The organism is Actinomadura geliboluensis, from assembly GCF_005889745.1.
In the GTDB taxonomy this organism is placed as follows: domain Bacteria; phylum Actinomycetota; class Actinomycetes; order Streptosporangiales; family Streptosporangiaceae; genus Spirillospora; species Spirillospora geliboluensis.
The window spans coordinates 17100-42977 of sequence record NZ_VCKZ01000018.1 but is presented as its reverse complement, the minus strand read 5'-3'; the positions used below and the strand labels follow the sequence as shown (position 1 = coordinate 42977).

Below are 25878 nucleotides of genomic sequence, written 5' to 3'. Positions count from 1 at the left end.
TACATTCTTACTGCGGGAACATTCCCCCGCGCGAGTACGAGGAAGCGTTCAACCGGTCACGTGGCACAGCGACCTAGACCGGCTGAGAACCAACAATCTGAGCCTCCAACATCGCCGGGGCGGTCCACAGGTGCGGGTGGAGTGTTAGTGGGCGAGGTTGACCTGTGTTCTGTGGTGGTCGCCTTTGTCGATCAGGTCGACGAAACCTAGGGCGTAGTCGGCGGCGGAGATCGCGCCGCCGTCATCGGGCTGGACCGCGACGTCGTCGCCGAGGCGGTAGCGGCCGAGTGGTTCGGCGGGCATGTGCGCGCCGAACCTGAGCGCCGGGCTCACGAAGACCCAGTCGAGCGTCGCGGGCGTGGCCGGGAGGTCCTCGATGATGAGCGCCGCACCCGCGCGGATCTCGTCGTGGAGCTCTGCGGGGATGTGACTGAGGTCGGTGACGAAACGGTCCGCCCCGGGCGCGGGACGCAGTGACGAGTAGCCCCCGACGACGAACAGGCGCGCGCCTGCGGCATCAGCCAAGCGCGCGACGGCGCGGTAGACGTCGCGGAAGGTGCCGGTCAGCGGGCCGCGTGGGGCGAGTGCGGCCACTACGACATCCGAGCCCTCGATGGCTGCGGCGAGCGTTGCTTCGTCGGAGGCGTCGCCTTGGACATAGGTCACGTCAGGGATCGGCGCGGCGGGGCCTGAGCGGCTCAGTGCGGTGACCTGGTGGCCGCGAGCGGCGGCCTCCGCGGCGATGGCCGAGCCGGCATAGCCGGTGCCTCCGATGACGGTAATGCGAGACATGAGGTGCCTTTCTCCAGGAGGACGGGTGGCGCCGAACGGGCGCAGTGGTTACCGTACGAGCCCAACTCTCCATCGGGAAGAAGGCACTTTGTGGTAACCACCCCGGACGAGCCGGTGCTCCGCGGCAGCCCCTACCGCGCGGACTGCCCGACCCGCCGCATCCTGGATCGCATCGGCGACCGCTGGACCGTGCTCATCGTGGGCGCCCTCTGGGACGGCACCGCCCGCTTCTCGGAGCTGCGCCGACGCATCGAGGGCATCTCCCAGAAGATGCTCACCCAGACCCTCCGCGGGCTCGAACGGGACGGGCTCGTGCACCGCACCGTCCACCCCGAAGTACCGGTCCGCGTTGAGTACTCCCTCACCGAGGCGGGCCGCACCCTGCGCGAGCCGCTGCGCGCGCTGGAGGAATGGGCGATCGCTTACCTTGACGACTGGTCGGCGGCGCAGGAAGCGTACGACCGCGCGAATCGGCCTTCTTCCGACTCCGGGGATCGCGACAAGTAACGCCCCGATATCGGAGCTGCTTACCGCTGACGGGCGTAACTCAGTCGTGTCGTCGCGGCGAGACGGTGGCTACTTCATGTGGTTGGGCGCCATCGGAACCAGTAGTTCACGGACTCGGCCTCGTCAGGGTCTCTGGCGACGAAACGCATTTCGCGCTTCATCCGGCGCGCATTGTCAGGTGCTTGCCGGTGTGGTGCGAGTAGGGCGTCCAGCTCGTCGTAGCGGGCGTTGCCTCCATGGCCGGGGTGGGTCTCGGGCCCTACCTCCCCTGCCCGGTAGCGCTCGCTCCACTTGACGAAAATCTCGGACTGCTCGCGCTCCCACTCCAGCGCTTCAGTGCTCGCAGGCCAGACCTCGTACTCGTCGTCTTCGTGGTAACGCTCGTAGTGGTGGCCCTTGAAGTAGTGGGGCCGGCCGTCGATATCGGCGACGCCGACGCGCGGGCCGTCGTACCAGTCCAGCTCGACGTGCGCGCGCTCGAATCCGTCCGCGATCAGCTGCGCTTCGTCCCAGATCTCAGCCACACTCGTACGCTATCGACAAGTTGGCCCCATTCGTGATCACATTTTCGGCTGGAGCAGCCTATGCGGCGTGATGACGTCTTTCGCCGTTGGTCTTACGGCTAGTGCTCAGTCTGAGCCATTGCTGTCAGGAACCAGCGCAGTTCCTTGCTGGGGTAGTCGGGCGGGTCCCAGCCGTTGATGACCGACAGTAGCTCCGCGTAGCGTTCGCGGCGCGGATCGGCGGCGGCGGTCAGGTAGGCCGCGAGGCTTTCGCGCAGGGCTGCGTCGTCTGTCTGGTCTTGGACGGCGGCGTAGGCGGTGGTGATTTGTTTGACGGCCTGAGCCGCTTCCGGGGAGTTGGTGGTGACGCCGGCTGTCAGTAGCGGGGCCACGGTCTCCGCGACGCGCGCGACGATGGGCTTGCGCGGTGGGGCCGTTTCCAAGGCGGGGTGCTCGGTGAACAGGCCGCGCATCAGTGACCGGAACTCCGGGTCTTCGGCGAGTTCGGCCAACTCCACCCATGCCTCCAACTGCTCGGACGTGGGGTCATCGGGCAGTTCGGGTGCCATGGATCGGTGCAGGACGCGCGAGAGCGGGCCCGCGTCGGGATCCCCGAATGCGCTGTGCAGGAAGTCGTCGACGAGGGCGTCACGCTCAGCGGCGGAAAGGCGGGCGAGTCGGTGCATGAAGTCCATCTCCTCGGGTGTGGAGCCGCGCCTGGCCGCTGCTGAGAGCACCGCGTAGCGCAGCCGCAGCACTCGCATCTGCACCGCTACTGCCTCGGCGTGGGTGGCGGCGGCCTCTGCGGCCGGTAGTCGGCGGTCCAAGATCTTCTCGATGGTGGCCAGGTCGATTCCGAGTTCGCGTAGCGTCCGTACCAGGCCGAGGCGCACTACGGCTTCCGGTGCGTACCGCCGATGCCCTGCCGCGCTTCTGCCGGCCTCCGGCACCAGTCCGCGCTCCGAGTAGAAGCGCACGGCCTTCACCGTGACTCCGCCGAGCCGCGCCAACTCGCCGATCGAGTAGCCACCGTCCATGCCTGAAGCCTGGCACCTCCCCCAAGGGGAGCTTCAACCTGTAATGATCTTCTGCGGATCGGGGCGTGCGGAGGGGGCTGACTGGTGTCCGGTGACTTTGAGTTGACCATGGACGAGCTTCGGGTCGTGGCGCGTTTCGTGGCGGAGAGTGCGCAGGACGTCCTGCCTGTGTTCGAGGAGGCCGTTCCGGGGGATTCCCGGCCGCGTGCGGCCCTTGATGCCGCGTGGGAATTCGTCAATGGCGCCCGGCGGACGAAGTTGCAGCGTGTGACGTCATTGGATGCCCACCGGGCGGCGAAAGAGGCGGATACCGAGGTCGCTCGTCTTGCCGCGCAGGCTGCTGGGGACGCTGCGTCCGCCGCTTATCTGCATCCGATCGCGCGGGCCACTCAGGTCGGGCACATCTTGCGGGGTCCGGCCAACGCGGCGCGGATCGGCGAGTTGCAGGCCGGAGATGATTACGCGGTCGGAGACATGCTGATCGAGCAGACTCGGGGACGGGCCACGCCCGTGCTGGTCGATGTTCTGTCGCGGTATCCGCTTGCGCCGGCCGGTAAGAGTCGCGCTGCCCAGCTCATGAGTGCTCTGGACGCTTCCTTGCGAGCCCGCTAAAGGACGTCGTAGGTCAGGTGTGTCGCGGTCGATGTCGGGATCACCGTGCGCTGCACCAGTGTGCGTGGTGCCCCGCCCCTGAATAGGGGTGTTCCGGCGCCTAGGACGACAGGGGCCAGGTGAAGGGCCAGCACGTCGACCAGCCCGGCTTCGAACGCCGAGGCGATGGTGGCGCCGCCGCCCATGAGGATGACGTCCTTGTCCACCGCCTCGGCTGGCCGCCGGGCGGCGGCTACGGCGTCCGGCAGGCCCGTCGTGACGAACGTCCAGTCGAGGCTGGTGAGCCGAACCGACTCCGGCCGCGAGCTCGTCACGACGAAGAACGCGGGCTTGCCCACCTCGCCGGCGCCGTACCCGGTCGTGTCGTCCCAGCCGCCGGGTCCGTCGACGATGTCGAAGAGGTTGCGGCCGAGGATGACGGCGCCCGAGCGGGACGTCCCCTCACGGAGGATCCGGCGGTCGTCGGGGTCGTCGGAGAAAGCCCAGGTGTGCAGGGCCTCGCCACCGGTGCCGAGACCGTTCTCCAGGCTCGGGTCAGGGCCGGTGACGAAGCCGTCCAGGGAGACCGAGATGTCCGCGATGATTTGCGTCATGTCCAGGCTGACTCGCCGCGCCCCTGAGACTCATCGCTATGCCGACGTCCTGCGCCGGAAAAGAACGGCCGCGAGCGGCACGCTGATCACCACCATGCCCGTGAGCCAGGCCGCCGCCACCGCGCCGGAGGAGCCCATCGGCTGGTCCAGGAGCAGTGAGCGGAGTGCTTCCACGATCGGTGTGATCGGCTGGTTGTCGGCGAAACCGCGCAGGGCGGCCGGCATGGTCTCGGCCGGGACGAACCCGTCCGACATGTACGGCAGGAACAGGACGAGGAAGCTGAACGCACCCGCCGCCTGGACCGACTTGACCAGGAGCCCCCAGAGCACCGCCAGCGACGACACCGCCACCACGTAACCCGCCAGTAGGGCCAGCGTGAACGCCCAGTCGACGAGTCCGGCGTCCGGGCGGAAGCCCAGGGCGACCGCAGCGACCAAGGCGATGCCGCACGCCGCGACGTTGCGGACCAGCGAGGCGACCACATGCCCGGCCGGGACCGTCCAGCCGCTGATCGGCAGGGTGCGGAAGCGGTCGATCATGCCCCCGGTCATGTCCTCGGCGATGGCCGAGGCGGTCAGCGCGGCGCCGTAGCCGCCGGACATGAGCAGGATGGCGGGCACCACGAAGTCGATGTAGGCGAGGCCGCTGGAGCCGGTGTCGATCGCCCCGCCGAAGACGTGCACGAACAGCACCATCATGATCACCGGCAGCGCGGTGTTCACGATGAGGCCGTCGAGGAGGCGCAGTTCGCGGCGCAGGTCGCGGATGACGAGGCGGCGCAGGTCGCCCGCCGCTGCCAGGACGGCGCTCATGCCGCTCCCTCCGTGAGTTCGAAGAAGACGTCGTCGAGGGTGGGGGCTCGCAGCTCCACGCGCTCGACGGTGACGCCCGCGCGGTGCATCAGGTCCAGCGCGTGGCGCAGGTGGTCGGGGCCCTGGACGGCCATGGTGACCTCCCGTGCCTCCGCGTCGAGACGCGCCGAGGTGTCGCCGTTGAGCGCCGTCGCGGCGCGCGGTACGTCACCGGTCGCCGCCAGGCGCAGCAGCAGGCGCTCGGCGCCCACCTGGCGCTTCAGCGCGGCGGGAGAGTCGTCGGCCGCGACGCGGCCGTCGTTGATCACCACGACGCGGTCGGCGAGCCGGTCGGCCTCCTCCAGGTACTGGGTGGTGAGCAGGATGGTGGTTCCGGCGGCCAGCAGTTCCCGGATCACCGACCACAGCTCGGCGCGGCTGCGCGGGTCGAGCCCGGTCGTGGGCTCGTCCAGGAACAGGATGCGCGGCTCCGACACCATGCTCGCCGCGAGGTCGAGCCGGCGCCGCATGCCGCCCGAGTAGGTCGCGACGCGCCGGTTCGCGGCGGCGGCGAGGCCGAAGCGCTCCAGGAGTTCGCCCGCCCGCCGCCGGGCCCGGCGCCCGCCGAGGTGGCTGAGGCCGGCGAACAGTTCGAGGTTCTCCCGCCCGGTCAGCAGCTCGTCCACCGTGGCCTGCTGGGCGGTCAGGCCGATCGCCCGGCGCACCGCGGCGCCCTCGCGGACGACGTCGTGCCCGCCGACGGTCGCCGTGCCGCCGTCGGGGGCGAGCAGCGTGGTCAGGATGCGCACGGTCGTGGTCTTGCCCGACCCGTTCGGGCCGAGCAGGGCCAGGAGCGACCCGGTGGGCACGGTCAGGTCGATCCCCTTCAGGACCGGGGTCCCCCCGAACGACTTCGTCAGGCCGCGGGCCTGGATCGCTTCTGCGAATGTCATACTGTGTATCGCGTTCACTATTTTGAGTATGCACAATTTCAGCAGCGGGTCAAGAAGGAGGGGTTCCATGGCGGACGACCGGACGCTGCCGCCGGTGCTGCGGCGCATGTGGGGACGCGAACCGGCGCCGCGCCGCGGGCCGCGGCCGCGGCTGGACCTCGCCGCGATCACCGCCGCCGCCATCGAGATCGCCGACGACGAGGGGCTGGCCGGGGTCTCGATGGCCGGTGTCGCCGCCCAGGTGGGCGTGGCGGCGACGGCGCTCTACCGGTACGTCGGCAGCAAGGAGGAGCTGCTCATCGCGATGACCGACGCCGTCGTGCCGGAGCCGCCCGAGCCGGACGGCCTCCCCTGGCGCGACTACCTCGCCCTCTGGTGCCGGGCGCAGCGCGACGCCGTCCTGCGGCACACGTGGCTGCTGTCCGTCGACCGGCTCGCCCCGCCGCTCGGCCCGCGCCGGCTGCTGTGGCTCGACCGCGCGCTGGCCTCCCTCGGCGGCACCGGGCTGCACGACGGCGAGAAGGTCAACGTGGCGACCGCCCTCGCCGGGTACGCGATCACCGACGCCGCGTTCGTCCACGGGGTCGGGGGCGGCGACCCGCAGATGGAGGCCGCCGAGATCGACGGCGCCGCCGACTACGGCGACATGCTGGCCGAACTGCTCGACCCGGCGACCTATCCGGCCCTGTCGGCGGCGATGCGCTCGGGAGTCATGCAGGGCGCGGAGGGCTGGTCGGACGACGGCGACTTCGTCTTCGGCCTCGACCTGCTGCTCGACGGCATCGAGGCGCTGATCGAGCGGCGCCGGGCGGCTCGCCCGGCTGCGTCTCAGGCCGGAGTGGACGACTCGTGCACGCGGCCGGAGGAGCCGAAGACCAGGTAGCGGTCGAAGTCGGCGGCGAACCAGCGGTCGTGGGTGACGGCCAAGACGGTTCCCGCATAAGACGCCAGGCCCTCCTGGAGGGCTTCGGCGCTGGCCAGGTCGAGGTTGTCGGTCGGTTCGTCCAGGAGGAGCAGCGTCGCGCCCGACAGTTCGAGGAGCAGGATCTGCAGGCGGGCCTGCTGGCCGCCGGAGAGCGTCTCGAACGGGCGGGAGCCCGCGGGGGCCAGCTCGTAGCGGGCGAGCGCGGCCATGGCGTCGTTGCGGGTGAGCGCGTGCCGCGCCATGACGATGTCCGCCGGGGTGCGGCCGAGCAGGTCGGGGCGGGTGTGCGTCTGGACGAAGAGGCCGGGCACCACGCGGGCGCCGAGGCGGAACTCACCGGCGTGCGGGACGTCGTGCCCGGCGAGCAGGCGCAGGAACGTCGATTTGCCCGAGCCGTTCGAGCCCAGCACCGCGACGCGTTCGCCGTACCAGATCTCAGTGGCGAAAGGGCGGGTCAGACCGGTCAGCTCCAAGGATTCGCAGATCAGGGCTCGTTTGCCGGTGCGGCCGCCGCGCAGCCGCATCCGCACGTTCTGGTCCTTGGGCGCGCTGCGGGGCGGGCCCGCCTCCTCGAAGCGCGCCAGGCGGGTACGGGCGGCCTGGTAGGACGAGGCCACCGCGTCGTTGTTGGCCGCGCGCTGGCGGAGCAGGTGGACTAGCTGCTTCAGGCGGGTGTGCTCCTCGTCCCAGCGGCGGCGCCGCTCGTGGAGGCGTTCGGTGCGTTCGCGGCGGGCCTGCGCATAGCCTGCGAAACCGCCGCCGTGGACCCAGATGTCGCGTGACTCCACGGTGATGATGCGGTCGGCCGTGTCGGCGATGAGCTGCCGGTCGTGAGAGACGAGGAGGACGGTCTTGGCCGTGGCGCGCAGCTTCTCCGCCAGCCATTCCTTCGCGGGCACGTCGAGGTAGTTGTCGGGCTCGTCTAGAAGGAGCACTTCGTCCGGGCCGCGGAGGAGGGCTTCCAGGACGAGACGCTTCTGCTCCCCGCCCGAGAGGGTCGTCACGCCGCGCGTCTTCGCCTCGTCGAACGACAGGCCGAGTGCGGCGGTCGTGCAGGCGTCCCAGACGACCTCGATGTCGTAGCCGCCCGCATCCGTGTAGTCGGTGATCGCCTCGGCGTAGGCGAGCTGGGTGCGCTCACTGTCGTCCAGGTTGCGTTCAGCGCGGGCCAGGCGCTCCGCCGCGCCGCGCACTCGTTCGGGCGCCACCGACAGCAGCAGGTCGTGGACGGTCCGGGCGTCGCGGATGCCGCCGATGAACTGCCGCATCACGCCGAGGCCGCCGGTGCTCGTGACGACACCGTCCGACGGCTGGACGTCGCCGGCGATCAGCCGCAGGAGCGTCGTCTTGCCCGCGCCGTTCGGGCCGATGAGCGCGGCCTTGGCCCCCTCCCCCACGCGGAAGGAGACGTCGTCCAGCAGGAGACGCCCGTCGGGCAGGGCGTAGCTCAGCCGGCTCACCTCGATGTGCCCCACACACTCTCCTAGTACAGCGGTCGAGTTACTAGACCAATGATCCGGTACTCGTTCAATGTACTAGTCTCGGTCGCATGACGGAGAGCGTGTGGTTGCGCGAAGGACGCCGGTCACGGCGGGAGGGGCCGCCGCTGTCCCGGGAGCGGATCGTGGCCGAGGCCGTGGCGCTGCTGGACGAGGAGGGCGCCGGGCGGCTCACCATGCGGCGCCTCGCCGAGCGCCTCGACACCGGGTCCACGACGCTGTACTGGCACGTCAAGACCAAGGACGACGTGCTCGAACTGGCCCTCGACAGCATCTTCGGCGACGTGGCCCTGCCGCACGGCGACCAGGACTGGCGCGCCGCCGTGGTCGCGCTGATGTCCGGCTGGCGGCGCGCGATGCTCGACCACCCGTGGTCGGCGGCGGTCCTGGGCGGACGCCCCCTGCTGGGCCCCAACGTGCTCGCCCGCACGGACTTCCTCTACGCGACGCTCGCCGCGACCGGACTGACCGGTGCGCGCCTCGCCACCGCCGCGTACGCGGTGGCGAACTACGTCATCGGGTCGGCGCTCATGGAAGTCGGCGCGCAGGATTCCACCCCCAGCGCCGCCGCCGAGCATCTCGCCCGCAGCCGCGACCTGTACCCGGCTCTCGCCGAGCACGGCCACCTGGACGACGGCGACTGGGACGCCGCGTTCGTCCAGGGGCTCGACTACCTCCTCGACGGGATCGGCGGCGTCACTTCCCCGTGAGGGTGACGACCTTGAGGCCCGGTGCCTTGTTGATCTCGCCGGCGCAGAACCGCTCGGTGACCCACTGCTTCTTGGAGAAGAGGCGGGTCTGGTCCGCGTAGTGCGGGGACGTCGGGTCGGTCGACTGCGAGTAGGTGAGAAGGGTCCGGGTGTCGGGGCACTTGTCACCGTCGAACGAGACGACCTGGACGTAGCTGGAGCCCGTGGTGATCTCCGTGTAGCCCTTGCCCGGCGTCCACGTGCCCTCGACCTTGTTCAGGATGCCGAGGTTCTCGGTGCCGCCGCCGATCGGGATCCGCTCGCCGTTGCGGGTGACGTACTGGTGGTCGCCGAGCGGCGCGTCCAGCGGGATGTTCGACTTCTTCAGCTCGTCCACCGCGTCCAGCAACGCCTTGCGGGCGGCCAAGGAGCCGGTGTTGAAGTCGCGTGGCGTGTTGACCGGGTCGGACGCGTTGAACGGCGTCTTCCACAGGTCCCACGCGGAGAGCGCCTTGCGCCAGTACCGGTCGAAGAGGAGCGCGCCGCGGCTGCCGGTGTCGGCCGTCTTGTCCCACTTGGCCAGGACGTCGCAGGGTTCGCCGAGGCGCATGTCGCGGCACATCGTCACCGTTCCGGCCGCGGCGAGCTCCCCCGCGTGGTTGCGGTTGGCGAAGACGAGGTCCTGCATGTCGGAGCGGGTGAACTTGCTCGCGGCGAGCTGGTCCTGGACGGAGACGATGCCGCTCCTCGTGCGGAGGCTGCGGGCGGCCTTCTCGTCGCCGATGATGCGGTCGTAGCCGGTCAGCGGCTTCTCCGGGTTGGACAGCCAGTAGCTGTCGTTGGAGTTGGTGACGTAGTCGCCGCGGGTCAGCACTGGGTACCGGTCGGGGTCGAGGATCCCCGGCTGGACGGTCCCCGGCGCCTTGCCCGGTGCGCAGGACGACCGGGTGCCGTCCAGGATCGCGAGGCCCGCCTGCCGCAGCGTCAGGTGGCCGAGGAGGGAGTTGCAGCGGTCCGCGAACGCGTTCGTGACGTTCGGCAGCACCTGGATCTGGGCGAACAGCGCCTTGCCGCGCGCGTCGGCCGCGATGGTGTTCACCCAGGGCAGGCCCTGGGTCTGCTTCAGCGCGCGGACGGCGTCATCGGTCGTGCGGGCCTTGCCCAGGGCGAGCGAGGTGTTCGCCAGGCGCAGGTTCGTGGCGTTCGGGTCGGTGAGCGCGTAGGCGTTCCAGGTCGTCCACGGCAGCCCGATGGACGAGACGGACGTGACGATCGGCCCGTAGCGGCTCCGCCACTGCGTCCTGGTGACCGGCTTGACCGAGCCGTCCGCCTGCTTCGCCTGGACGGTGACCCGCCGCTGGGTCATCTTCTCCACCTTGCCGTCCACGAAGTAGGACGTCGGGTCGCCCGGCACCAGCCGCAGCTCGGTGAGGCTGAACGGGACGCCGGTCGCGACGGTGTGGCTCCACGCGAACGTCGAGGTGTGGCCGATGTTGACGGACGGCGACCCGAGCAGCGCGGCGCCGCTCACGTTCAACTTGCCGGGGATCGTCTGCTGCATCTGCCAGAAGCGCCGCCCGTTGTGCCACGGGTAGTGCGGGTTGCCGAGGAGCAGGCCGCGCCCGTTCGCGGTGGCGCCGCCGCCGACGGCGATGGCGTTGCTGCCCATGTCGGCGTCCGCCAGCAGCTTGCGGGCCCCCTCGGCGGCCTTAGCGAGGGGCTGCGCCTTGGCCTGCGCGGCGCCCGGAGGCGCCGCCTCGGTGATCTGGTCGGTGACCATGCCGGAGCCGCCGAGCATGGCGAGGGCGTAGCCGCGCCGGTAGACGTCCAGCTCGGTGATGGGCCGCACCCACGCGGCGCCCTTGCACGCCGGGTCGGTGATCTTGCCCTCGCGCAGGTAGCGGTTGTAGCCGGCGGCCCAGCCGCGGCTGAGTTCGCGCACCTCGGTGCTCGGGCCGTAGGGGGCGGGCGCCGCCGCCAGCCGCTCGACGACCTTGCTGTCGTTGATGCCGGTGAAGAACACGTCGCTGGCGAGGTTGGTGGACGCCGACGACAGCGCCCTGTCCGGTGCGCCGTCCGGGCCGAAGTACTTGGAGCGCTCCCCGCTCAGCGTGACGACGCCCTGCGCGAGCAGGCACAGGTCGTCCTTGGCCGCCGCGTAGCCGGTGCCGTACCCGAGGCCGGCGTAGTCCGGCGCGGTGATGTGCGGAATGCCGTACTCGGTGTAGCGGATCGTCGCCGACATGGCGCGCTCGCTGGTCGCGGCGGCGGACGAGGTCACGGCGGCGGAGGAGGTCACGGGCGTCAGGACGGCGGCGGCGACCACCGCGGCTCCGGCCGCGCGCAGGACGGTACGCGACATGGGACTCCTTGATCACAGAAGTCCCGCAAAGTTCGCACAAGTGATCGTTCCTGGCAAGACCTACGCAAGGACCTACGGGAGGAGGCCGGGAAGGTCGGCCGCGTGGTCCTGGAGGTAGGCGGCGAGCGTCTCGGGGATCAGGTCGATGGCGGCCAGGTCCGCGGGGGTGCACGGGACGAGGTCGACGTCGTAGCGGCCCCGCGCCGGGTCCTCGAACTCGGGGCCGTGGCGGCGGGACAGGTCCATCGAGGCCAGCCGGCAGACGTAGAAGGTGTTGAGGCGGTACAGCCCGGGCGACTCCTCCCCGCACGCGAAGACCTGCCGGACGGGCCCGGCGGTGGCGCCGAGCTCCTCGTCCAGCTCGCGGCGCAGCGCGGCCTCCGGGGACGCGTCGTCCGGCTCGATCTTCCCGCCCGGGGTCGTCCAGTAGACGGGCCGGTCGGGGCGGGTGCGGCGCAGCAGGACGAGCGCGTCGCCGTCAAGGAGGAGGGCGCGCACGGCCCGGCGGACCCTCACGAGTTCAGGTAGGCCAGGACGGCCAGGACGCGGCGGTGCCCGCTGTCGGACGGCGGCAGGCCGAGCTTGGCGAACACCGCGCCGATGTGCTTGCTGACCGAGCGCTCGGTGATGACGAGGGTGGCGGCGATGGTGGCGTTGTCGAGGCCCTGCGCCATGAGCCCGAGGACCTCGCGCTCGCGCGGCGTGAGCGCCTGCAGCGGGTCCTGGCGGGTGGTCATCAGCTGGGACACGACCTCGGGGTCGAGGGCGGTGCCGCCCGCCGCGACGCGGTCGAGGGCGTCCAGGAACTCGTCGACCCGGCTGACGCGGTCCTTCAGCAGGTAGCCGATGCCCTCGGCGCCGCCGGCGAGCAGCTCGGCGGCGTAGGTCTCCTCGACGTACTGCGACAGCACGAGCAGCGGCAGGCCGGGGATCCGTTTGCGCGCCTCGATCGCCGCGCGCAGCCCCTCGTCGCGGAACCCGGGCGGCAGCCGCACGTCGAGGACGGCGGCGTCGGGCCGGTGCTCCAGGATCGCGGGCAGCACCTCGGGCCCCTCGCCGGCGACGGCGACGACCTCGTGCCCGCCCGCGTTCAGCAGCATGACGAGGCCCTCCCGGAGGAGCACGTTGTCCTCGGCGATCACGATCCGCACGGCAGCTCCACCTCGAGCGTCGTCCCTTCTCCGTCGGGGCTGTCGATGCGGGTCGTCCCGTCGAGCGCCGCCACCCGGCGGCGGATGCCGGCGAGGCCGCTGCCCCGGTCCGGATCGGCCCCGCCCTTGCCATCATCCCGCACGCTGATCACCAGGCGGGCAGGGGCGCGGCGCAGCACGACCCAGCCGTGGCGCGCGCCGCTGTGCTTGGCGATGTTGGTGAGGGCCTCGGCGACGACGAAGTAGGCGGCGGCCTCGACGGCGGCGGGCGCCCGGCCGTCCGCGACGTCAAGCTCCACCGGGATCGGCTGGCCCGCGGCGAGCGCGCGCAGCGCCCCGGCGAGGCCCCGGTCGGACAGGATCGGCGGGTAGATGCCGCGGATCACCGTGCGGAGCTGGGTGAGCGCCTCCTCGATGCCCTCCCTGGCCTCCAGGAACAGCGTGCGGGCGGCGTCCGGGTCGGTGCCGAAGCGGCGGTCGGCGAGGCCGAGGCGCAGCGCGGCGGCGACGAGCTGGGCCTGCGTCCCGTCGTGCAGGTCGCGCTCGATGCGGCGCAGCTCGGCGCCGTGCGCCTCCAGCGCCTCGGCGCGGGTCTCGGTCAGCTCCTCGACCCGCTCGCTGAGGCTGGTGCGGCGGGTCGGGCCGAGCAGCGCGGCGGCGAGCCGGGCCTGCCAGCGGACGAGCCGCGGCACCAGCCACAGCAGGACGAGCAGGTCGAACGCCCCCTGGACGAACGGCATCGTCAGCGCCTTCGGCCAGCTGTCCAGCGTGATGAACGCCGACTGGGAGCCCTCGGGCGCCGCCCACCACCACAGCGGCAGCGACAGCGTGAAAGGGATCGCCGGCCAGATCGCCACCGCGATCAGCGCGGCCTGCAGGCCGGTGAGGCCGTGCACCGCCATCCAGGCCGCGTCCCGCCAGGTCGCCCGCGACGCCAGCAGCCGCCGCCCCTCGGCCAGGCCGTCGCCCACGGGACGGTACGGCTCGGGGATCTCGCGGCCGAGCAGCCGGCCGGCCCGGCGCCGCTCGGCGTTCGCGAGCCGGCGCAGCGGCCGCACGGCCGACGGCAGCCACGGCAGCACGACGGGCAGCAGCACCAGGAAGGCGATCAGCGGGGCCAGCCCGAACAGCGCGGGCGCGGCGGTGCGCAGGGCGCCGACCAGCTCGCGGGTCGCGTCCACGCTGCGTTTCAGTGCGGTTCTCATGTCACCTCGCCATCACGGTAGGCGACGGTGAGGCCCCGCGCAGCCGGGCCCGCACCCCTGACGGGGGTGTAGCCCGCTCCACCATGGACTCGTCCGGGACGACCGAACCGCACAGGTCGTCCCCCAGGCGGCCTCTCCGCCGTTACGATCGCCACTGGCATGCTCTGTACCGGAACGGCGTGAAATGGATGATGTGGAGGTCCGGCACCTGCCGGGCGATCTGCCGCAGCTGTTCGACGACGGTGTCGGGGACGACACCGCCGCGCGGACGCTGTCGGTGCCTCTGCCCGACGGGGACCTGGTCTGGCCCGACCCCGGCTACCCGCAGCGGCGGCCGCTCATGCGGCCCGCGCTCTGGCTGAGCGACGACCCGGTCCGCGGCGACCTGTGGGCCGCGCTGCGCGCCGAGCACCACCGGTCGGGGCTCTGGCCGCTGCTGATGGACGAGAGCGACCAGCCGTGGGCGGCCGGGCAGATCGCGCCGGAGCCGGTGAGCGAGGTCGCGAACTACCATCCGCACGCCTTCATGTACGAGGTGTGGGCCGACTTCGCCGAGCAGGCCGCCGACGGCGACCTGGAGGACCTCGCCCCCTACGGCCGGCACTGCCCCGGCCCCGCCCCGGCCGGGGTGCCGCTGGACGACCCGGGCAGCGTGGCCGACCGCCACGCCCGCCTGCTCGCCGCCCGCGGGCTCTCGCTGGGGCTCGTCGCGGTGGAGCGGGGCGCCGACGCGCTGGCCGCCGTCGGCTGGCAGGGCGCCCTCAACCACAACGAGTGGACGGCGCCGCTGTCGGCCGTCCTGCGCAGCTGGGAGGACCGGTTCGGCGCGCGCGTCGTCGGGCTCGGCTTCAACACGCTGGAGCTGAGCGTCGCCGCGCCTCCCGTCACCACCCGGCACGCCGTGCAGGTCGCGGCCGAGCACTGGGCGTTCTGCCCCGACATCCTGTTCCAGGGCCCGGGCACCCTCACCGGGTACGCGGAGGAGATCCGCGGCAAGACCTACTGGTCGTTCTGGTGGGACTGACCGGCCTTCGGGCCGGCCGGCCCTGACCGGCCGCCGCTGACCGGCCGACCGGCCAAAAGGTCGGTCATGGCGTGTGAACCTCCAGGTCATTTGCGCCGGTAACTCCCTGAGGGACGGTTACGGTGGGGCGGGTGAGCACCGGGTGGCGCGGCCCGGACGGGCCCCGGGCGACCCGCGCGGGCGGCACCCTCGCGCGTCCGCCGTCCGGTCCGGGGGCACTGAGGGGGCGCTGCCATGACCGATGGAGCGGGCGACGGGCACATCACCGAACTGCTGCGCGCCTGGCGGGAGCCGGTGCTGAGCCGCTGGACCGAACTGGTCGGGACGAGCGTCCGCGGGCGCATCACCGAGGCCGAGCTCCGCTCGGAGCTGGACGAGATGTACGGGCTGGTCGAGCGGGCCCTCGGCGGCGACGAGACCGCCGCCGGGGAGCTGCGGGCGACGCTCGCGGAGATCTCCCGCGGGCGGGCCCGGCAGGGCTTCAGCCCGACCGAGGTCGCGATCGGCGTGTTCGCGCTGAAGCAGGCGCTGTACGAGCAGGTGCGCGCCACCCAGGACCGCCGGGCCTACGGCGAGCTGATCGACTTCTCCGCCTACGTCGACGAGCTGGGCCTGGCCACGTTCGAGACCTACGCCGCCGCCCGCGAGCAGGTCATCGCCGACCAGGCCGAGCAGCTGCTGGAGCTGTCGACGCCCGTCGTGAAGCTGTGGGACGGGATCCTCGGCGTCCCCCTCGTCGGCACGCTGGACTCGGCCCGCACCCAGGTGGTGATGGAGACGCTGCTGGAGACGCTGGTGGACACCGGCTCCCGGTTCGCGGTGATCGACATCACCGGGGTGTCCGCCGTGGACACCGAGGTGGCCCAGCACCTGCTGAAGACCGTCATGGCGGCCCGGCTGATGGGCACCGAGTGCGTGATCTCCGGCGTCCGGCCGCAGATCGCGCAGACGATCGTGACGCTCGGCATCGAGTTCGGCGACATCGTGACGAAGGCCGACCTCGCCGACGCGCTGGCGTACACGCTCGACCGCAGCGGCGTGCGCCTGGCCCGCGAGGAGGGCGCCTGATGGACCGCGTGCCCATCCTCAAGATCGGGAACGTCCTGCTGGTGTCGATCCAGCTCGACCTGCAGGACCAGACCGTCCTGGCGCTCCAGGAGGACCTGGCCGACCGGATCACCGCCACCGGCGCGCACGGCGTCATCATCGACATCACCGCGGTGGAGATCGTCGACTCGTTCATCGGCCGCATGTTCGCCACCATCGCCGCCATGTCGCGGCTCATGGACGCCGAGACGGTGGTGGTCGGAATGCGCCCGGCGGTGGCGATCACGCTGGTGGAGCTCGGGCTCTCGCTCGGCGGGGTGCGCACCGCGCTGGACCTGGAGGAGGGCATGCGGCTGCTCGGCACGGGTGCGCGCGGCGGGGCGGGCGGCCCGTGACGTCCCCGCCCGGCGAGGAGGTGCCGATCGTGTCGGGCGATGACGTGGTGCGCGTCCGGCAGCTGGTGCGCGCCGCCGCGGCGGCGGCCGGGCTGTCGCTGGTCGACCAGACCAAGATCGTCACGGCGGCGAGCGAGCTGGCGCGCAACACCTACGCGTACGGCGGCGGCGGCACGATGCGGATCGAGCAGGCGGTGGACGACCGGGGCCGGACGGGCGTCCGCATCGTCTTCCACGACGACGGCCCGGGCATCCCGGACGTCGAGCGGGCCCTGTCGGCGGGCTGGTCGAGCGGCACCGGGCTCGGCCTCGGCCTGTCCGGCGCCCGCCGGCTGAGCGACGAGTTCGACCTGACCAGCGAGGCCGGGAAGGGCACCACGGTGACGGTGGCCAAATGGCCGCGCTGACCGGCGCCGGCTGGACGACCAGCCCGTCCGCCGACGACACGCTGCGGGTGCGGGTGGAGGAGGAGAGCGCCGCGGCGGGCGTGCGGCGGCGCGTCACCGCGCTCGCCGAGCGGCTCGGGTTCGCCGGGGAGCGCCTCGAACAGGTGCGGCTGGCCGCGACCGAGGCCGCGACGAACCTCGCCCGGCACGCCCGGCGGGGCGAGATGATCCTGCGCATCGTGCGGCACGACCGGACCGCGGTGGTGGAGTTCGTCGCCTTCGACCGGGGGCCCGGCATCACCGACGTGCCGGTGTCCCTGCGGAACGGCTACTCGACCCGCGGGACGCTCGGGCTCGGGCTGGGCTCGATCGAGCGGCTCGCCGACCGGTGCGCCCTGTACTCGCTGCCCGGGGCCGGCACCGTGCTGTACGCGCGGTTCCGGCCGCCCGGCGCGCCCGCCGGCGACGCCGCGGCCGACCCGCCGTTCGCCGGCCTGACGGTGCCGATCGACGGCGAGGAGCAGTGCGGCGACGCCTACACCGCCCGCCTCCTGGACGGCACGGTCTACGCGCTGCTCTGCGACGGCCTCGGGCACGGCCCGCTCGCCGCGCGCGCGGCCTGGGAGGCCGTCCGGGCGGCGCACGAGACGGCGCTGCCCGCCTCCCCCGCCGACGTCCTGATGAGCGTCCGGCGGCGGCTCATCCCGACCCGCGGCGGCGCCGTGGCCGTCGCGGTCGTCGACCCGGCCGCCGGGCGGGTGCGCTACGCCGGGATCGGCAACATCGCCGGGTGGATCGTCGCGCCGGACCGCCGGCAGGGCATGATCTCCGTGCCGGGGATCGCCGGGACGACCGCCGGGCGGATCCGGGAGCACTCCTACACGCTGCCCCCGGGCGCGGCCGTGGTGCTGCACTCCGACGGGCTCACCGGCCGCTGGAGCCTCGCCGACCGGCCGGGCCTGCACCTGCGCGACCCGCTGCTGATCGCGGCGACGCTGCTGCGCGACGCCGGCGCGCACCACGACGACCGGTCCGTGCTCGCGATCGCGACGGACGGGCGGTGGTGAGGCGTGGCCGAGGACCTGGTCCGCATGGAGATCTCGGACGAGGAGGGCGTGTTCACCGTCCGGCGGGCGGGCCGGCAGGTCGCCGCCGCGGTCGGCCTCGAACACCAGGACCAGGTCCGCGTCGCGACCGCGCTCAGCGAGGTCGGCCGGGAGCTGTACGCGTGCTCGGGGCTCGTGTCGGTGGCGTTCCGGCTCGACCCGGGGCGGCACCCGGCGCTGGTGGTCGAACTGGACCTGCGCCCGCGCCCGGACGCGGTGCGGACGACCGCGTGCCAGGTCGCGGCGGCGCGGCTGGTGAGCCTGCTGGAAGAGGAGGAGACCGCGGAGGGCGGCGTCCGCCTCCGGCTGCGCAAGGACCTGCCCTCCGGCGCCGCGCCGGTCGGCGAGGGAGAGCTGAGCAGGCTCCGCGCGCGGCTCTCCCGGCTGCACCCCCTGCCCGCCCTGGAGGAGCTGCAGACGCAGAACACGGAGCTGACCGCCGCGCTCACGGATCTGCAGCGCCGGCAGGAGGAGCTGCGGACCCTCAACGCGGAGCTGGAGGAGACCAACCACGGGGTCATGGCCCTCTACAGCGAGCTCTCCGAGGAGCTTGAGGAGACGAACCGGGGCGTCGTGGCGCTGTACGCCGAGCTGGAGGAGAAGTCCGACCAGCTGCGCGAGGCCGGCGAGGCCAAGAACCGGTTCTGGGCCGGCATCAGCCACGAGCTGCGCACGCCGGTGAACGGCGTCATCGGGCTCACCCGGCTGCTGCTCGACCCGTCCGCCGACCCGCTCACCGAGGAGCAGCGGCAGCAGATCACCCTGATCCGCGACACCGGCGGCACCCTGCTGTCGATGGTGAACGAGCTGCTGGACATGGCCAGGGCCGAACAGGGCCGGCTGGAGCCGAACCCGGCGCCGGTGGACGTGCCGGCGCTGCTGGCGGAGCAGGCGGAGCTGCTGAACCCGATGGCCGAGCAGGCCGGGCTGTCGCTCGTCGTGGACGACGCGGACGCGCCGCGCGACTTCGTCACCGACCCGGAGATGCTGTCCCGGATCCTGCGGAACCTCGTGGGGAACGGCCTGAAGTTCACCGAGGAGGGCGGGGTGCGGGTGTCGGCGCGGCGGGCCGGCGAGGACGTGGAGTTCACCGTGGCCGACACCGGGGTGGGGATCCCGCCCGACGAGCGGGAGCGGGTCTTCGAGGAGTTCCACCGGGTGCCCGGCAGCGGCGGCACCGGCACCGGGCTCGGCCTGCCCTTCGCCCGCCGGCTCGCCCGCATCCTCGGCGGCGACGTGACCCTGGACAGCGCCGTGGGCGAGGGGACGACCGCCACCGTGCGGCTGCCGCCGTACCGGGACATGGCCCACCTCGACCTCGGCCACGTCCTGATCGTGGACGACGACGCGACGGCCCGCCGCACCCTGCGCGACCTGGTGGACGCGTCCGCCGACCGGGTCTCCGAGGCCGCCGACGGGACCGCCGCGCTGGCCGCCGCCGCGGCGGACCCGCCCGACCTCGTCCTGCTGGACCTGCGCATGCCCGGCCGGGACGGCTACGACGTCCTCGCCGGGCTGCCCACCGGGACGCCGGTCGTCCTGGTCACCTCGGCGAACGCCGCCGCGTCCGACGACCCCCGGCTCCGCCGCGCCGACGCGGTGCTCGGCAAGGACCGGATCGGCCCCGAGTCGCTCGCCGCGGCGATACGCTCCGCTCACGCCCGCCGGGCACGGGAGGGTAGGTGACCGGCATGGGGACCTGGACGACGCTGGTGGTGGACGACAGCGACACCAAGCGCTACATCGTCGGCCGCTGGCTGCGCCGCGCCGGGCACACGGTGGTGGAGGCGGCGTCCGCGGCGGAGACCTGGCGGCGGCTCGCCGAGCACGACGTCGACCTGGTGGTGCTCGACGTGAAGCTGCCGGACATGAGCGGCATCGAGGTGTGCGAGCGGATCAAGTCCGCGCCGGACACGAACTCGCTGCCCGTCATCCACATCTCCGCGCAGGCCGTGGACGTCGCCGACCGCACCCACGGGCTGCGGCGCGGCGCCGACGCCTACATGACCGACCCGATCGACCCGGGCGAGTTCCTCGCCACGGTCGAGGCGGTGCTGCGCTACTACGAGGCGCGGCGGCGGGCCGAGCGGATGGTCGGCCGGATGGCCGAGTTCACCCGGACCTCGCTGGCGATCAACGCGGCCACGTCCTTCGACCAGCTGGCGGAGGTCGCCGCGAGCGGCGCCCACGCGATCTTCGAGGTGCCGGCCGCGGTGTTCATCGTGCCGCCGGCCGGCCGGCCGCGGCGCGCCGTCGAGGCGGACGGCGGCCCCGAGCACCGCGACTACCCGCCGGGCCTCATCGAGCGGCTGATCGGCCGCACCGGGCTGGGCGACGACACCGGCACCGAGATCACGCGGGTGCCGCTGCGGGAGTGGCGGGACCTGGTGCCCGACCCCGTGCTGCGCGGCGACGCCCTGCTGGTGGTGTCCCGGCTCAAGCACGGCCACCCGCCCATCTGCATCGCGATCGACGCCCGGGGCGCGCAGGAGGACGCCGAGACCAACCTGCTGCGCCAGCTCGGGCAGGCGGTGGCGCTGGCGCTCGCCGCGCTGCGCAGCTACACCGAGGAGCACACGATCTCGCTGACCCTGCAGCGCAGCCTGCTGCCGGCGTCGCTGCCGCGGGTGCCGGGCTGGGAGCTCGCGGTCCGCTACGAGCCCGCCGGCGACCAGGCCGAGGTCGGCGGCGACTTCTACGAGGTCCTCGACCTCGGCGACCGCATACTGGTGGCCATCGGGGACGTGCAGGGCCACTCGCTGCGGGCCGCGACGGTGATGGCGGAGGTCCGGCACGCGCTGCGCGCGTTCGCCGCCGAAGGGCACGGCTCCGTCCAGATCCTCCGGCTGCTGAACGGGGTGATGGAGCGCTACCACGACGACCAGACCGTCACCATGACCCTGATGACGCTGGACCCCCGCAGCGGCCGGCTGCACATCGCCAGCGCCGGGCACCTCCCGCCGCTGCACATCGCCGCCGGCCAGGCCCGCTACGGCAAGGGCGGCGGCGTGATCCTCGGCTTCCCGGCCGACGGCGTCGCGGTCGAGGAGACCGTGGTCCCGCCGGGCGGCACCGTCGTGCTGATCACCGACGGGCTGATCGAGGACCGCGGCATCCCGCTCGCCGACAACATGGAGCGGCTGCGGGCCATCGCCGCCCACGTCGAGGACGACCTGGAGCACTTCAGCGACCGCGTCATCGCCGAGTTCGGGCACCGCGAGGACGACGTCGCGCTGGTCGCCCTGCGCCGCGGGCCCGACCCGGGGCCCGCGGAGGGCGCGCACTGACCCCGCGCGGCGGCCCGCTCCCCTACGATGCGGCCAGGGACGGCGAGGGGATCGGGGTCGGATGCTGCGGCGTGGAAGAGTGCTCTCCGGGGTCATCGCGGCGGCGGTCGTCGGCACGCTCGCGGCCGACATCACCGTCATCGCGTCCGGGCGGCTGGAGGACGAGCGGCCCGCCGCGTCCGGCGACCTGGTGTCGGTCGACCGGGGCGCCGCGCCGCAGGCCCCGGCCGTGGCCCCGCTGACCCGCCGCTACACGCCGCACCTGCTGGTCGCCGGCACGACCCCGCTGCCGCCCGCGGCCGTCGAGCGGGCCCGCCGGCTGAAGGGCGTCGCGCGGCTCACGGTCGTGGACGCCGCCCGCGTCGGCGTCGCCGGGCGCCGCATGGGCCTGCTGGGCGTCGACCCGTCGGCGTTCCGGGCGTTCGTGCCGGAGGCGACCGCCGAGTCCGACCAGCTGTGGCAGACGGTCGCGTCCGGCGGTCTGGCCGTGTCGTTCGAGCAGAGCCGCGACGGGGCGCTGCCGCTCGGCTCCGTCGTCCAGGCGGGCCGCAGCAGCGCCCCCGGGCAGGTCCGCGTCGGCGCCTACGCGACGATGGGCATCGGCGACATCGACGCCGTCGTGTCCCGCGAGCAGGCCCGCGCGCTGGGCCTGCCGGACGGCAACGGCCTGGTCATCAGCGCCCCGAAGGCCGACCACGCGAAGCTCGCCAAGCGGCTCCAGAAGGTCCTCCCGCGCGGGACGAAGGTCGCGACGCTGACCCCGCCGCCGAAGAAGCGCGCGGCGCAGCCGGGCCGGCCGGGTCGGCCGGGCCTCCCGCAGGTCACGGGCCGGCCGGACGGGGCGGCCGGCGAGCGCACCCCGATCACCGGGAACAGGATGACGCCCACGATGCGGACCGTCCTGCTGGAGATCGCCGGCATGTTCGGCCCGTTCCCGGTGATCGGCTGCTACCGCTCCACCGGCGACCCGCAGGACCACGGCGACGGCCGCGCCTGCGACTTCATGGAGAGCACCGGCGGGCGGATGCCGAGCGCCGGCGCGCAGCGGCACGGCGACCAGGTCGCCCGGTACGCGGTCGCGAACGCCCGGCGGCTCGGCATCTCCTACGTCATCTGGAAGCAGCAGATCTGGAACGTGCGCGGCGGCGGCTGGCGGCCGATGGAGGACCGCGGCAGCATCACCCAGAACCACTACGACCACGTGCACATCTCGGTGCTGCGCTAGCCGCGCCCGGCCGCCGCGCGGCGCGGGGAAAGCGTCAGGACAGCTCCTGCTCGCACCAGACGACCTTGCCGCCCGCGGTGCGCCGCACGCCCCAGCGCTGCGCCAGCCGCCCCACGACGTGCAGGCCGCGGCCCGACTCCATCGCGTCGTCCTCGTCGTCGTGCAGCCGGATGCGGGGGCGCCCGTCGGAGGAGTCGGCGACCTCGCAGACCAGGCCGCCCTCCCGCACCAGCCGCAGCGTGACGCGCCCGCCGACGTGCTGGATCGCGTTGGTGACGAGTTCCGACACCAGCAGCATGGTGCTGTGGGTCAGGTCGTCGAGGTCCCAGCGGGCGAGCCGGTCGCGGACGAGGCCGCGGGCGCGGCGGACGGCGGCGGGCTCGGCGGGCAGCTCCCAGGTGGCGTGGTGGTCGGCGGGGATGCGGGAGAGGCGCGCCACCAGCATCGCGATGTCGTCGCGGTGCTCGTCGTCGTAGACGCCGTCGAGGGCCGCCTGGCACAGGTCGTCCAGCGGGCGGGCGGCGGCGCCGGGCCCGAACGTGGCGAGCAGCCGCGCGAGCCCGTCGTCGATGTCGCGGGCCCGGTTCTCCACCAGCCCGTCGGTGTAGAGGAACAGCAGCGTGCCGTCCTCGACGGTGAACTCGCGGGTCACGATCGGGCCGTCGCCGCCGACGCCGAGCGGCGGCGCGGGCGGCACCGGCAGGTACTCCGGCTCGGCGCCGGGCGGGGCGAGCAGCGGCGGCAGGTGCCCGGCGCTCGCGACCTCGCACCGGCCGCTGACCGCGTCGTAGACGACGTAGGCGCAGGTGGCGAAGTGCGGCTCGCGCTCGCCGAGCGTGCGCATCAGGGAGTCGAGGCGCTCCAGGGCCTCGGCGGGCGGCAGCTCCAGCCCGGCGAGGGTGTGGATGGCGGTGCGGAGGCGGCCCATCGTGACGGCGGCCTTCACGCCGTGCCCGGCGACGTCGCCGACCACCAGCGCGACCCGGCCGCCGGGCAGCGCGATCGACTCGTACCAGTCGCCGCCGACCTCGATGCGGCGGCTGCCCGGCAGGTAGCGGTGGTGCACCTCGACCGTCGACGGCGCCGACAGGCCCGTCGGCAGCAGGCTGCGCTGGAGGGTGAGGGCGGTCGCGCGCTCCCGCGAGTACTGGCGGGCGCTCTCCACGAAGATCGACGCCCGGTTCGCGAACTCCATCCCGATCTCGACGTCGTAGGCGTCGAACGGCCGGTGCGCCGCGTTGCGGGTGCAGACGAAGAACCCCAGCACGCCCGCCGCGGACGCGATCGGGAGTAACAGCATCGACGCGCCCTTGAGCAGTTCGGCGACCGGCGGGCGGCGCCACGCGCCCGCGAGCCGGGCCGCGCCCTCGCCGCCGAGGGCGCGCAGCACCGGCTCGCCGGACTCCAGGCACAGCGCGTGCGGCGTGCCCGGCGGGTAGACCAGCGACTCGCCGGTGGGGAACGTCGCGTCCCAGGCCGGGTCCTCGTCGTCGAAGCCGATCGCCATCCGGCGCAGCTGCGGCCCGTCCGGGCCCTCCGGCGGCTCGTCGGCGTCGATGTGGCTCTCGGCCAGCAGCAGCGCGCCCGAGTTGCAGAAATGCGGGACGAGGACGTCCATCAGGCCGCGCGCCAGCAGTTCCAGGTCGAGGGTGGAGCCGATGCGGGGCAGCGCGTCGTCCAGCAGCGCGCGGCGGATGACGGCCGGGTCGACGAACCGGTCGGCGAGCGGCACCGGCACCCGGATCACCGCGAGCGCGGCGAGGCCCGGGGCGTCGGGCGCGCCGCCGCTCATCGGGTGGACGGTCACGACCGCGTCCAGCGTGCCGCCCGCCGGGGTCTCCACGGCGAGCATGGCGGTGCGCTCCCGGCCGGCCTTCAGCGCCTCCAGCAGCGGCTCCCGCGCGCCGGGGATCACCTCGTCCAGGTAGGCGCCCCGCAGGTCGTCCGCGTTCCGCGAGAGCACGGCGGCGGCGTTGCGCTCGAACTGGAGAATTCTCCCCGACGATTCCATGCCGAGAATGAGAATTCGGGTGGACGACTCCATCGCTCGATTATGGGACATCGGACGGCCGGATGCGGCCGATACGGGCGGGGAGATCCGTCCTTAACCCCGGGCGTGGGCCTCGTCCAGGAACTGCTTCCAGGTCCGCTTCCCGGCGGCGTGTCCGGGGACCAGGTGGTGGCCCTCCCGGAACCCGCGCCCGACCTTTCCGGGAAGCGGCAGCGGCACCGTGACCGGCCGCCGCAGGCCGCGCGCCGCCAGGTAGTCCCCGAGCATCTCCTCGACGGTGAGCACCTCGGGGCCGCCCATGTCGTCGACCCGCCGCGCGGGCCCGGCCGCGAGCGCCAGGTCGGCGAGCCGCCCCGCGACCTCGGCGACGTCGATCGGCTGGTCGCGCAGCCCCTTCGGCACGACCGCCACGCCGGGGATCTTGGTGAGGACGTTGAAGACCGCGTCGGGCAGCGTGTGGAACTGGGTGGTCCGCAGGATCGTGTACGGCAGGCCGGAGCCCTCGATGAGCCGCTCCACGGCGTGCTTCGTCCGGTAGTAGCCGTAGGGGATCTTGTCGACGCCGACGATCGAGATGTAGACCAGGTGCGGGGCGCCCTCCCCGCGCGCCGCCTCGACCAGCCGCCGGGCGGCGGGCAGGTCCCGCTTGGGGTGGAACGGGTCGCTGGCGCAGTGCACGATCGTCTCCGCGCCGGCGACCGCCGCGGCGACGCCCTCGCCCTTCCACAGATCGCCCTTGTGCCAGGTCAGCCCCGGTTCGGGGGCGCGTTCGCGGCGGCTCAGCCCGTGCACGTCCGCGCCGGCCTCCGCCAGCCGCCGCACGACCACCCGGCCGAGCGTGCCGCTCGCCCCGGTCACGAGGATCATGGTGCCTCCTTGATCGGTCAGGAACTCCCGAAGACCTGCGGCGGCGGGACGGGCGCGACGATCTCCTCGCCGTCGTGCAGCGGCGCCGCGCCGGCGCAGAACGCGGCGAGGTCGCCGCCGTCCATCACCCGGGCCCGGACGATGCCGCCCGCCGCGCGGCGGGTCAGCTCGGCGACCGGCAGCGGCGCCTGCGACCCGGCCACGATCAGGTTGCCGAACCGGCGGCCCCGCAGCACCCCCGGGTCGCCGAGCAGCACCGTGTGCCGGAACACCGACCCGACCGTGGCGGCCACCCGGCGCGCGAACGGCAGCCGGAACCCGTCGGCGACGTTGACCACGTAGACGCCGCCCGGCCGCAGCACCCGCGCGGCGTCCAGCACGAACTCGCGGGTGGCGAGCTCCAGCGGCATCGACGCCTCGGCGAACGCGTCCATCACCACCAGGTCGTCGGCGTCGTCGGCGAGCGCCGCGATGCCGGCGCGCCCGTCGGTGACGCGGATCCGCAGCCCGGGGACGCCCTTCACCGGCAGCCGCTCCCGGACGAGCTGCACCAGCTCGGCGTCCGGCTCCAGCACGACCTGCCGCGACCCCGGCCGGGTCGCGGCGATGTAGCGGGGCAGCGTGCAGCCGGCGCCGCCGATGTGGACCGCGTCGAGCGCCTCGCCGTCCAGGGCGGCGCAGTCGACCACGTCGCCGATCAGCCGCATGTACTCGAAGTCGAGGTAGGTGGGGTCGGACAGGTCCACGTAGGACTGCGGCACCCCGCCGACGAGCAGCATCCAGCCGCCGTCGCGGTCGGCGTCGCGCAGCAGCTCGGCCTCACCGCCCGCGATGCGGTACGTCCGCGGCGGGGGGTCGTGCCTGCGCTTGCGTGCCATGCCCCCACCCTACGGACACATCGGCCGGGGCT

26 protein-coding genes are annotated in these 25878 nt (G+C 73.3%); 12 read left to right on the top strand and 14 right to left on the bottom strand.

The window, feature by feature from the left end; genetic code table 11:
• Positions 1-144: 144 nt before the first annotated feature.
• Complete coding sequence (locus tag ETD96_RS04910; RefSeq protein ID WP_138634701.1) at positions 145-792, bottom strand: NAD(P)-dependent oxidoreductase; 648 nt, start codon at positions 790-792, stop codon at positions 145-147.
• Positions 793-882: 90 nt separating this feature from the next.
• Between ETD96_RS04910 and ETD96_RS04905 the strand changes: the two genes are divergently transcribed.
• Positions 883-1299 carry a winged helix-turn-helix transcriptional regulator gene (locus ETD96_RS04905; RefSeq protein ID WP_089327262.1) on the top strand — a complete coding sequence of 139 codons (417 nt, stop codon included), beginning with the start codon at positions 883-885 and terminating at the stop codon, positions 1297-1299.
• 74 nt (positions 1300-1373) lie between these two features.
• Here ETD96_RS04905 and ETD96_RS04900 read toward each other — a convergent pair whose 3' ends face one another.
• Together ETD96_RS04900 and ETD96_RS04895 are read right to left on the bottom strand one after the other, a co-directional pair.
• The gene (locus ETD96_RS04900) at positions 1374-1823 is read right to left on the bottom strand and encodes a hypothetical protein (protein ID WP_089327263.1); all 450 of its coding nucleotides are present in this window, start codon (positions 1821-1823) and stop codon (positions 1374-1376) included.
• A gap of 98 nt (positions 1824-1921) precedes the next feature.
• Positions 1922-2839, bottom strand: coding sequence for a MerR family transcriptional regulator (locus tag ETD96_RS04895; protein ID WP_138634698.1), 918 nt, complete (start codon positions 2837-2839; stop codon positions 1922-1924).
• A gap of 108 nt (positions 2840-2947) precedes the next feature.
• Here ETD96_RS04895 and ETD96_RS04890 point away from each other — a divergent pair, with 108 nt between their 5' ends.
• Entirely contained in the window at positions 2948-3451 is a 504-nt protein-coding gene (locus ETD96_RS04890) for a putative immunity protein (protein ID WP_138634695.1), read from the top strand.
• Here the strand turns inward: ETD96_RS04890 and ETD96_RS04885 are convergent.
• Genes ETD96_RS04885 through ETD96_RS04875 form a run of 3 tightly spaced genes read right to left on the bottom strand, consistent with a single transcriptional unit; the run spans position 3448 to position 5789 of the window.
• On the bottom strand, positions 3448-4044 hold the full coding sequence (locus ETD96_RS04885; RefSeq protein WP_138634692.1) for a dihydrofolate reductase family protein: 597 nt from the start codon (positions 4042-4044) through the stop codon (positions 3448-3450). The two genes, ETD96_RS04890 and ETD96_RS04885, sit on opposite strands and share 4 nt — an antisense overlap.
• A gap of 36 nt (positions 4045-4080) precedes the next feature.
• Positions 4081-4857 (bottom strand): ABC transporter permease, encoded by a 777-nt coding sequence (locus ETD96_RS04880; protein ID WP_138634689.1) that lies wholly within the window; start codon positions 4855-4857, stop codon positions 4081-4083.
• Entirely contained in the window at positions 4854-5789 is a 936-nt protein-coding gene (locus tag ETD96_RS04875; protein WP_138634686.1) for an ATP-binding cassette domain-containing protein, read from the bottom strand. Before ETD96_RS04875 ends, ETD96_RS04880 begins: the two co-directional genes overlap by 4 nt.
• Positions 5790-5856: 67 nt before the next feature.
• On the opposite strand from ETD96_RS04875, the gene ETD96_RS04870 reads away from it, so the two are divergent.
• Complete coding sequence (locus tag ETD96_RS04870) at positions 5857-6672, top strand: TetR/AcrR family transcriptional regulator (RefSeq protein ID WP_138634683.1); 816 nt, start codon at positions 5857-5859, stop codon at positions 6670-6672.
• Here ETD96_RS04870 and ETD96_RS04865 read toward each other — a convergent pair.
• A complete protein-coding gene (locus ETD96_RS04865) occupies positions 6618-8189 on the bottom strand; it encodes an ABC-F family ATP-binding cassette domain-containing protein (RefSeq protein WP_138634680.1) in 1572 nt (523 codons plus the stop codon). The two genes, ETD96_RS04870 and ETD96_RS04865, sit on opposite strands and share 55 nt — an antisense overlap.
• 74 nt (positions 8190-8263) lie before the next feature.
• Here ETD96_RS04865 and ETD96_RS04860 point away from each other — a divergent pair, with 74 nt between their 5' ends.
• The gene (locus ETD96_RS04860) at positions 8264-8923 is read left to right on the top strand and encodes a TetR/AcrR family transcriptional regulator (RefSeq protein ID WP_138634677.1); all 660 of its coding nucleotides are present in this window, start codon (positions 8264-8266) and stop codon (positions 8921-8923) included.
• On the opposite strand, the gene ETD96_RS04855 is transcribed toward ETD96_RS04860, so the two are convergent.
• From ETD96_RS04855 to ETD96_RS04840, 4 genes are all read right to left on the bottom strand, one after another.
• Positions 8910-11264: a penicillin acylase family protein gene (locus tag ETD96_RS04855; protein WP_138634675.1), complete on the bottom strand. Its 2355-nt coding sequence runs from the start codon at positions 11262-11264 to the stop codon at positions 8910-8912. The genes ETD96_RS04860 and ETD96_RS04855 overlap by 14 nt on opposite strands.
• Positions 11265-11336: 72 nt before the next feature.
• Positions 11337-11780, bottom strand: a complete 444-nt coding sequence (locus ETD96_RS04850; RefSeq protein WP_138634672.1) for an NUDIX hydrolase — start codon at positions 11778-11780, stop codon at positions 11337-11339.
• On the bottom strand, positions 11777-12415 hold the full coding sequence (locus ETD96_RS04845; RefSeq protein ID WP_089327273.1) for a LuxR C-terminal-related transcriptional regulator: 639 nt from the start codon (positions 12413-12415) through the stop codon (positions 11777-11779). Before ETD96_RS04845 ends, ETD96_RS04850 begins: the two co-directional genes overlap by 4 nt.
• Positions 12403-13620, bottom strand: coding sequence for a sensor histidine kinase (locus ETD96_RS04840; protein WP_138634669.1), 1218 nt, complete (start codon positions 13618-13620; stop codon positions 12403-12405). The genes ETD96_RS04845 and ETD96_RS04840 overlap by 13 nt, the downstream gene beginning before the upstream one ends.
• Before the next feature lie 184 nt (positions 13621-13804).
• Between ETD96_RS04840 and ETD96_RS04835 the strand changes: the two genes are divergently transcribed.
• From ETD96_RS04835 to ETD96_RS04800, 8 genes are all read left to right on the top strand, one after another.
• Positions 13805-14644, top strand: coding sequence for a DUF4253 domain-containing protein (locus ETD96_RS04835; protein ID WP_089327275.1), 840 nt, complete (start codon positions 13805-13807; stop codon positions 14642-14644).
• 234 nt (positions 14645-14878) lie between these two features.
• Positions 14879-15712 (top strand): STAS domain-containing protein, encoded by an 834-nt coding sequence (locus tag ETD96_RS04830; protein ID WP_089327276.1) that lies wholly within the window; start codon positions 14879-14881, stop codon positions 15710-15712.
• Positions 15712-16086, top strand: a complete 375-nt coding sequence (locus ETD96_RS04825; protein WP_171068859.1) for an STAS domain-containing protein — start codon at positions 15712-15714, stop codon at positions 16084-16086. Before ETD96_RS04830 ends, ETD96_RS04825 begins: the two co-directional genes overlap by 1 nt.
• Complete coding sequence (locus ETD96_RS04820) at positions 16083-16493, top strand: anti-sigma regulatory factor (RefSeq protein WP_089327277.1); 411 nt, start codon at positions 16083-16085, stop codon at positions 16491-16493. The genes ETD96_RS04825 and ETD96_RS04820 overlap by 4 nt, the downstream gene beginning before the upstream one ends.
• Positions 16481-17539: an ATP-binding SpoIIE family protein phosphatase gene (locus tag ETD96_RS04815; protein WP_089327278.1), complete on the top strand. Its 1059-nt coding sequence runs from the start codon at positions 16481-16483 to the stop codon at positions 17537-17539. The genes ETD96_RS04820 and ETD96_RS04815 overlap by 13 nt, the downstream gene beginning before the upstream one ends.
• Before the next feature lie 3 nt (positions 17540-17542).
• Positions 17543-19264 (top strand): ATP-binding protein, encoded by a 1722-nt coding sequence (locus tag ETD96_RS04810; RefSeq protein ID WP_138634666.1) that lies wholly within the window; start codon positions 17543-17545, stop codon positions 19262-19264.
• 5 nt (positions 19265-19269) lie between these two features.
• Complete coding sequence (locus ETD96_RS04805; RefSeq protein WP_138634707.1) at positions 19270-20865, top strand: SpoIIE family protein phosphatase; 1596 nt, start codon at positions 19270-19272, stop codon at positions 20863-20865.
• 79 nt (positions 20866-20944) lie between these two features.
• Positions 20945-22090, top strand: a complete 1146-nt coding sequence (locus ETD96_RS04800; protein WP_240807238.1) for a VldE C-terminal domain-containing protein — start codon at positions 20945-20947, stop codon at positions 22088-22090.
• Between the two features lie 34 nt (positions 22091-22124).
• Here ETD96_RS04800 and ETD96_RS04795 read toward each other — a convergent pair whose 3' ends face one another.
• The 3 genes from ETD96_RS04795 to ETD96_RS04785 are packed head-to-tail and all read right to left on the bottom strand — an operon-like array spanning position 22125 to position 25846.
• On the bottom strand, positions 22125-24134 hold the full coding sequence (locus tag ETD96_RS04795) for an ATP-binding SpoIIE family protein phosphatase (RefSeq protein WP_240807236.1): 2010 nt from the start codon (positions 24132-24134) through the stop codon (positions 22125-22127).
• A 60-nt stretch (positions 24135-24194) separates the two neighbouring features.
• Positions 24195-24968 carry an SDR family oxidoreductase gene (locus tag ETD96_RS04790; protein ID WP_138634660.1) on the bottom strand — a complete coding sequence of 258 codons (774 nt, stop codon included), beginning with the start codon at positions 24966-24968 and terminating at the stop codon, positions 24195-24197.
• Between the two features lie 17 nt (positions 24969-24985).
• On the bottom strand, positions 24986-25846 hold the full coding sequence (locus tag ETD96_RS04785; RefSeq protein ID WP_138634657.1) for a spermidine synthase: 861 nt from the start codon (positions 25844-25846) through the stop codon (positions 24986-24988).
• Positions 25847-25878: the final 32 nt, after the last annotated feature.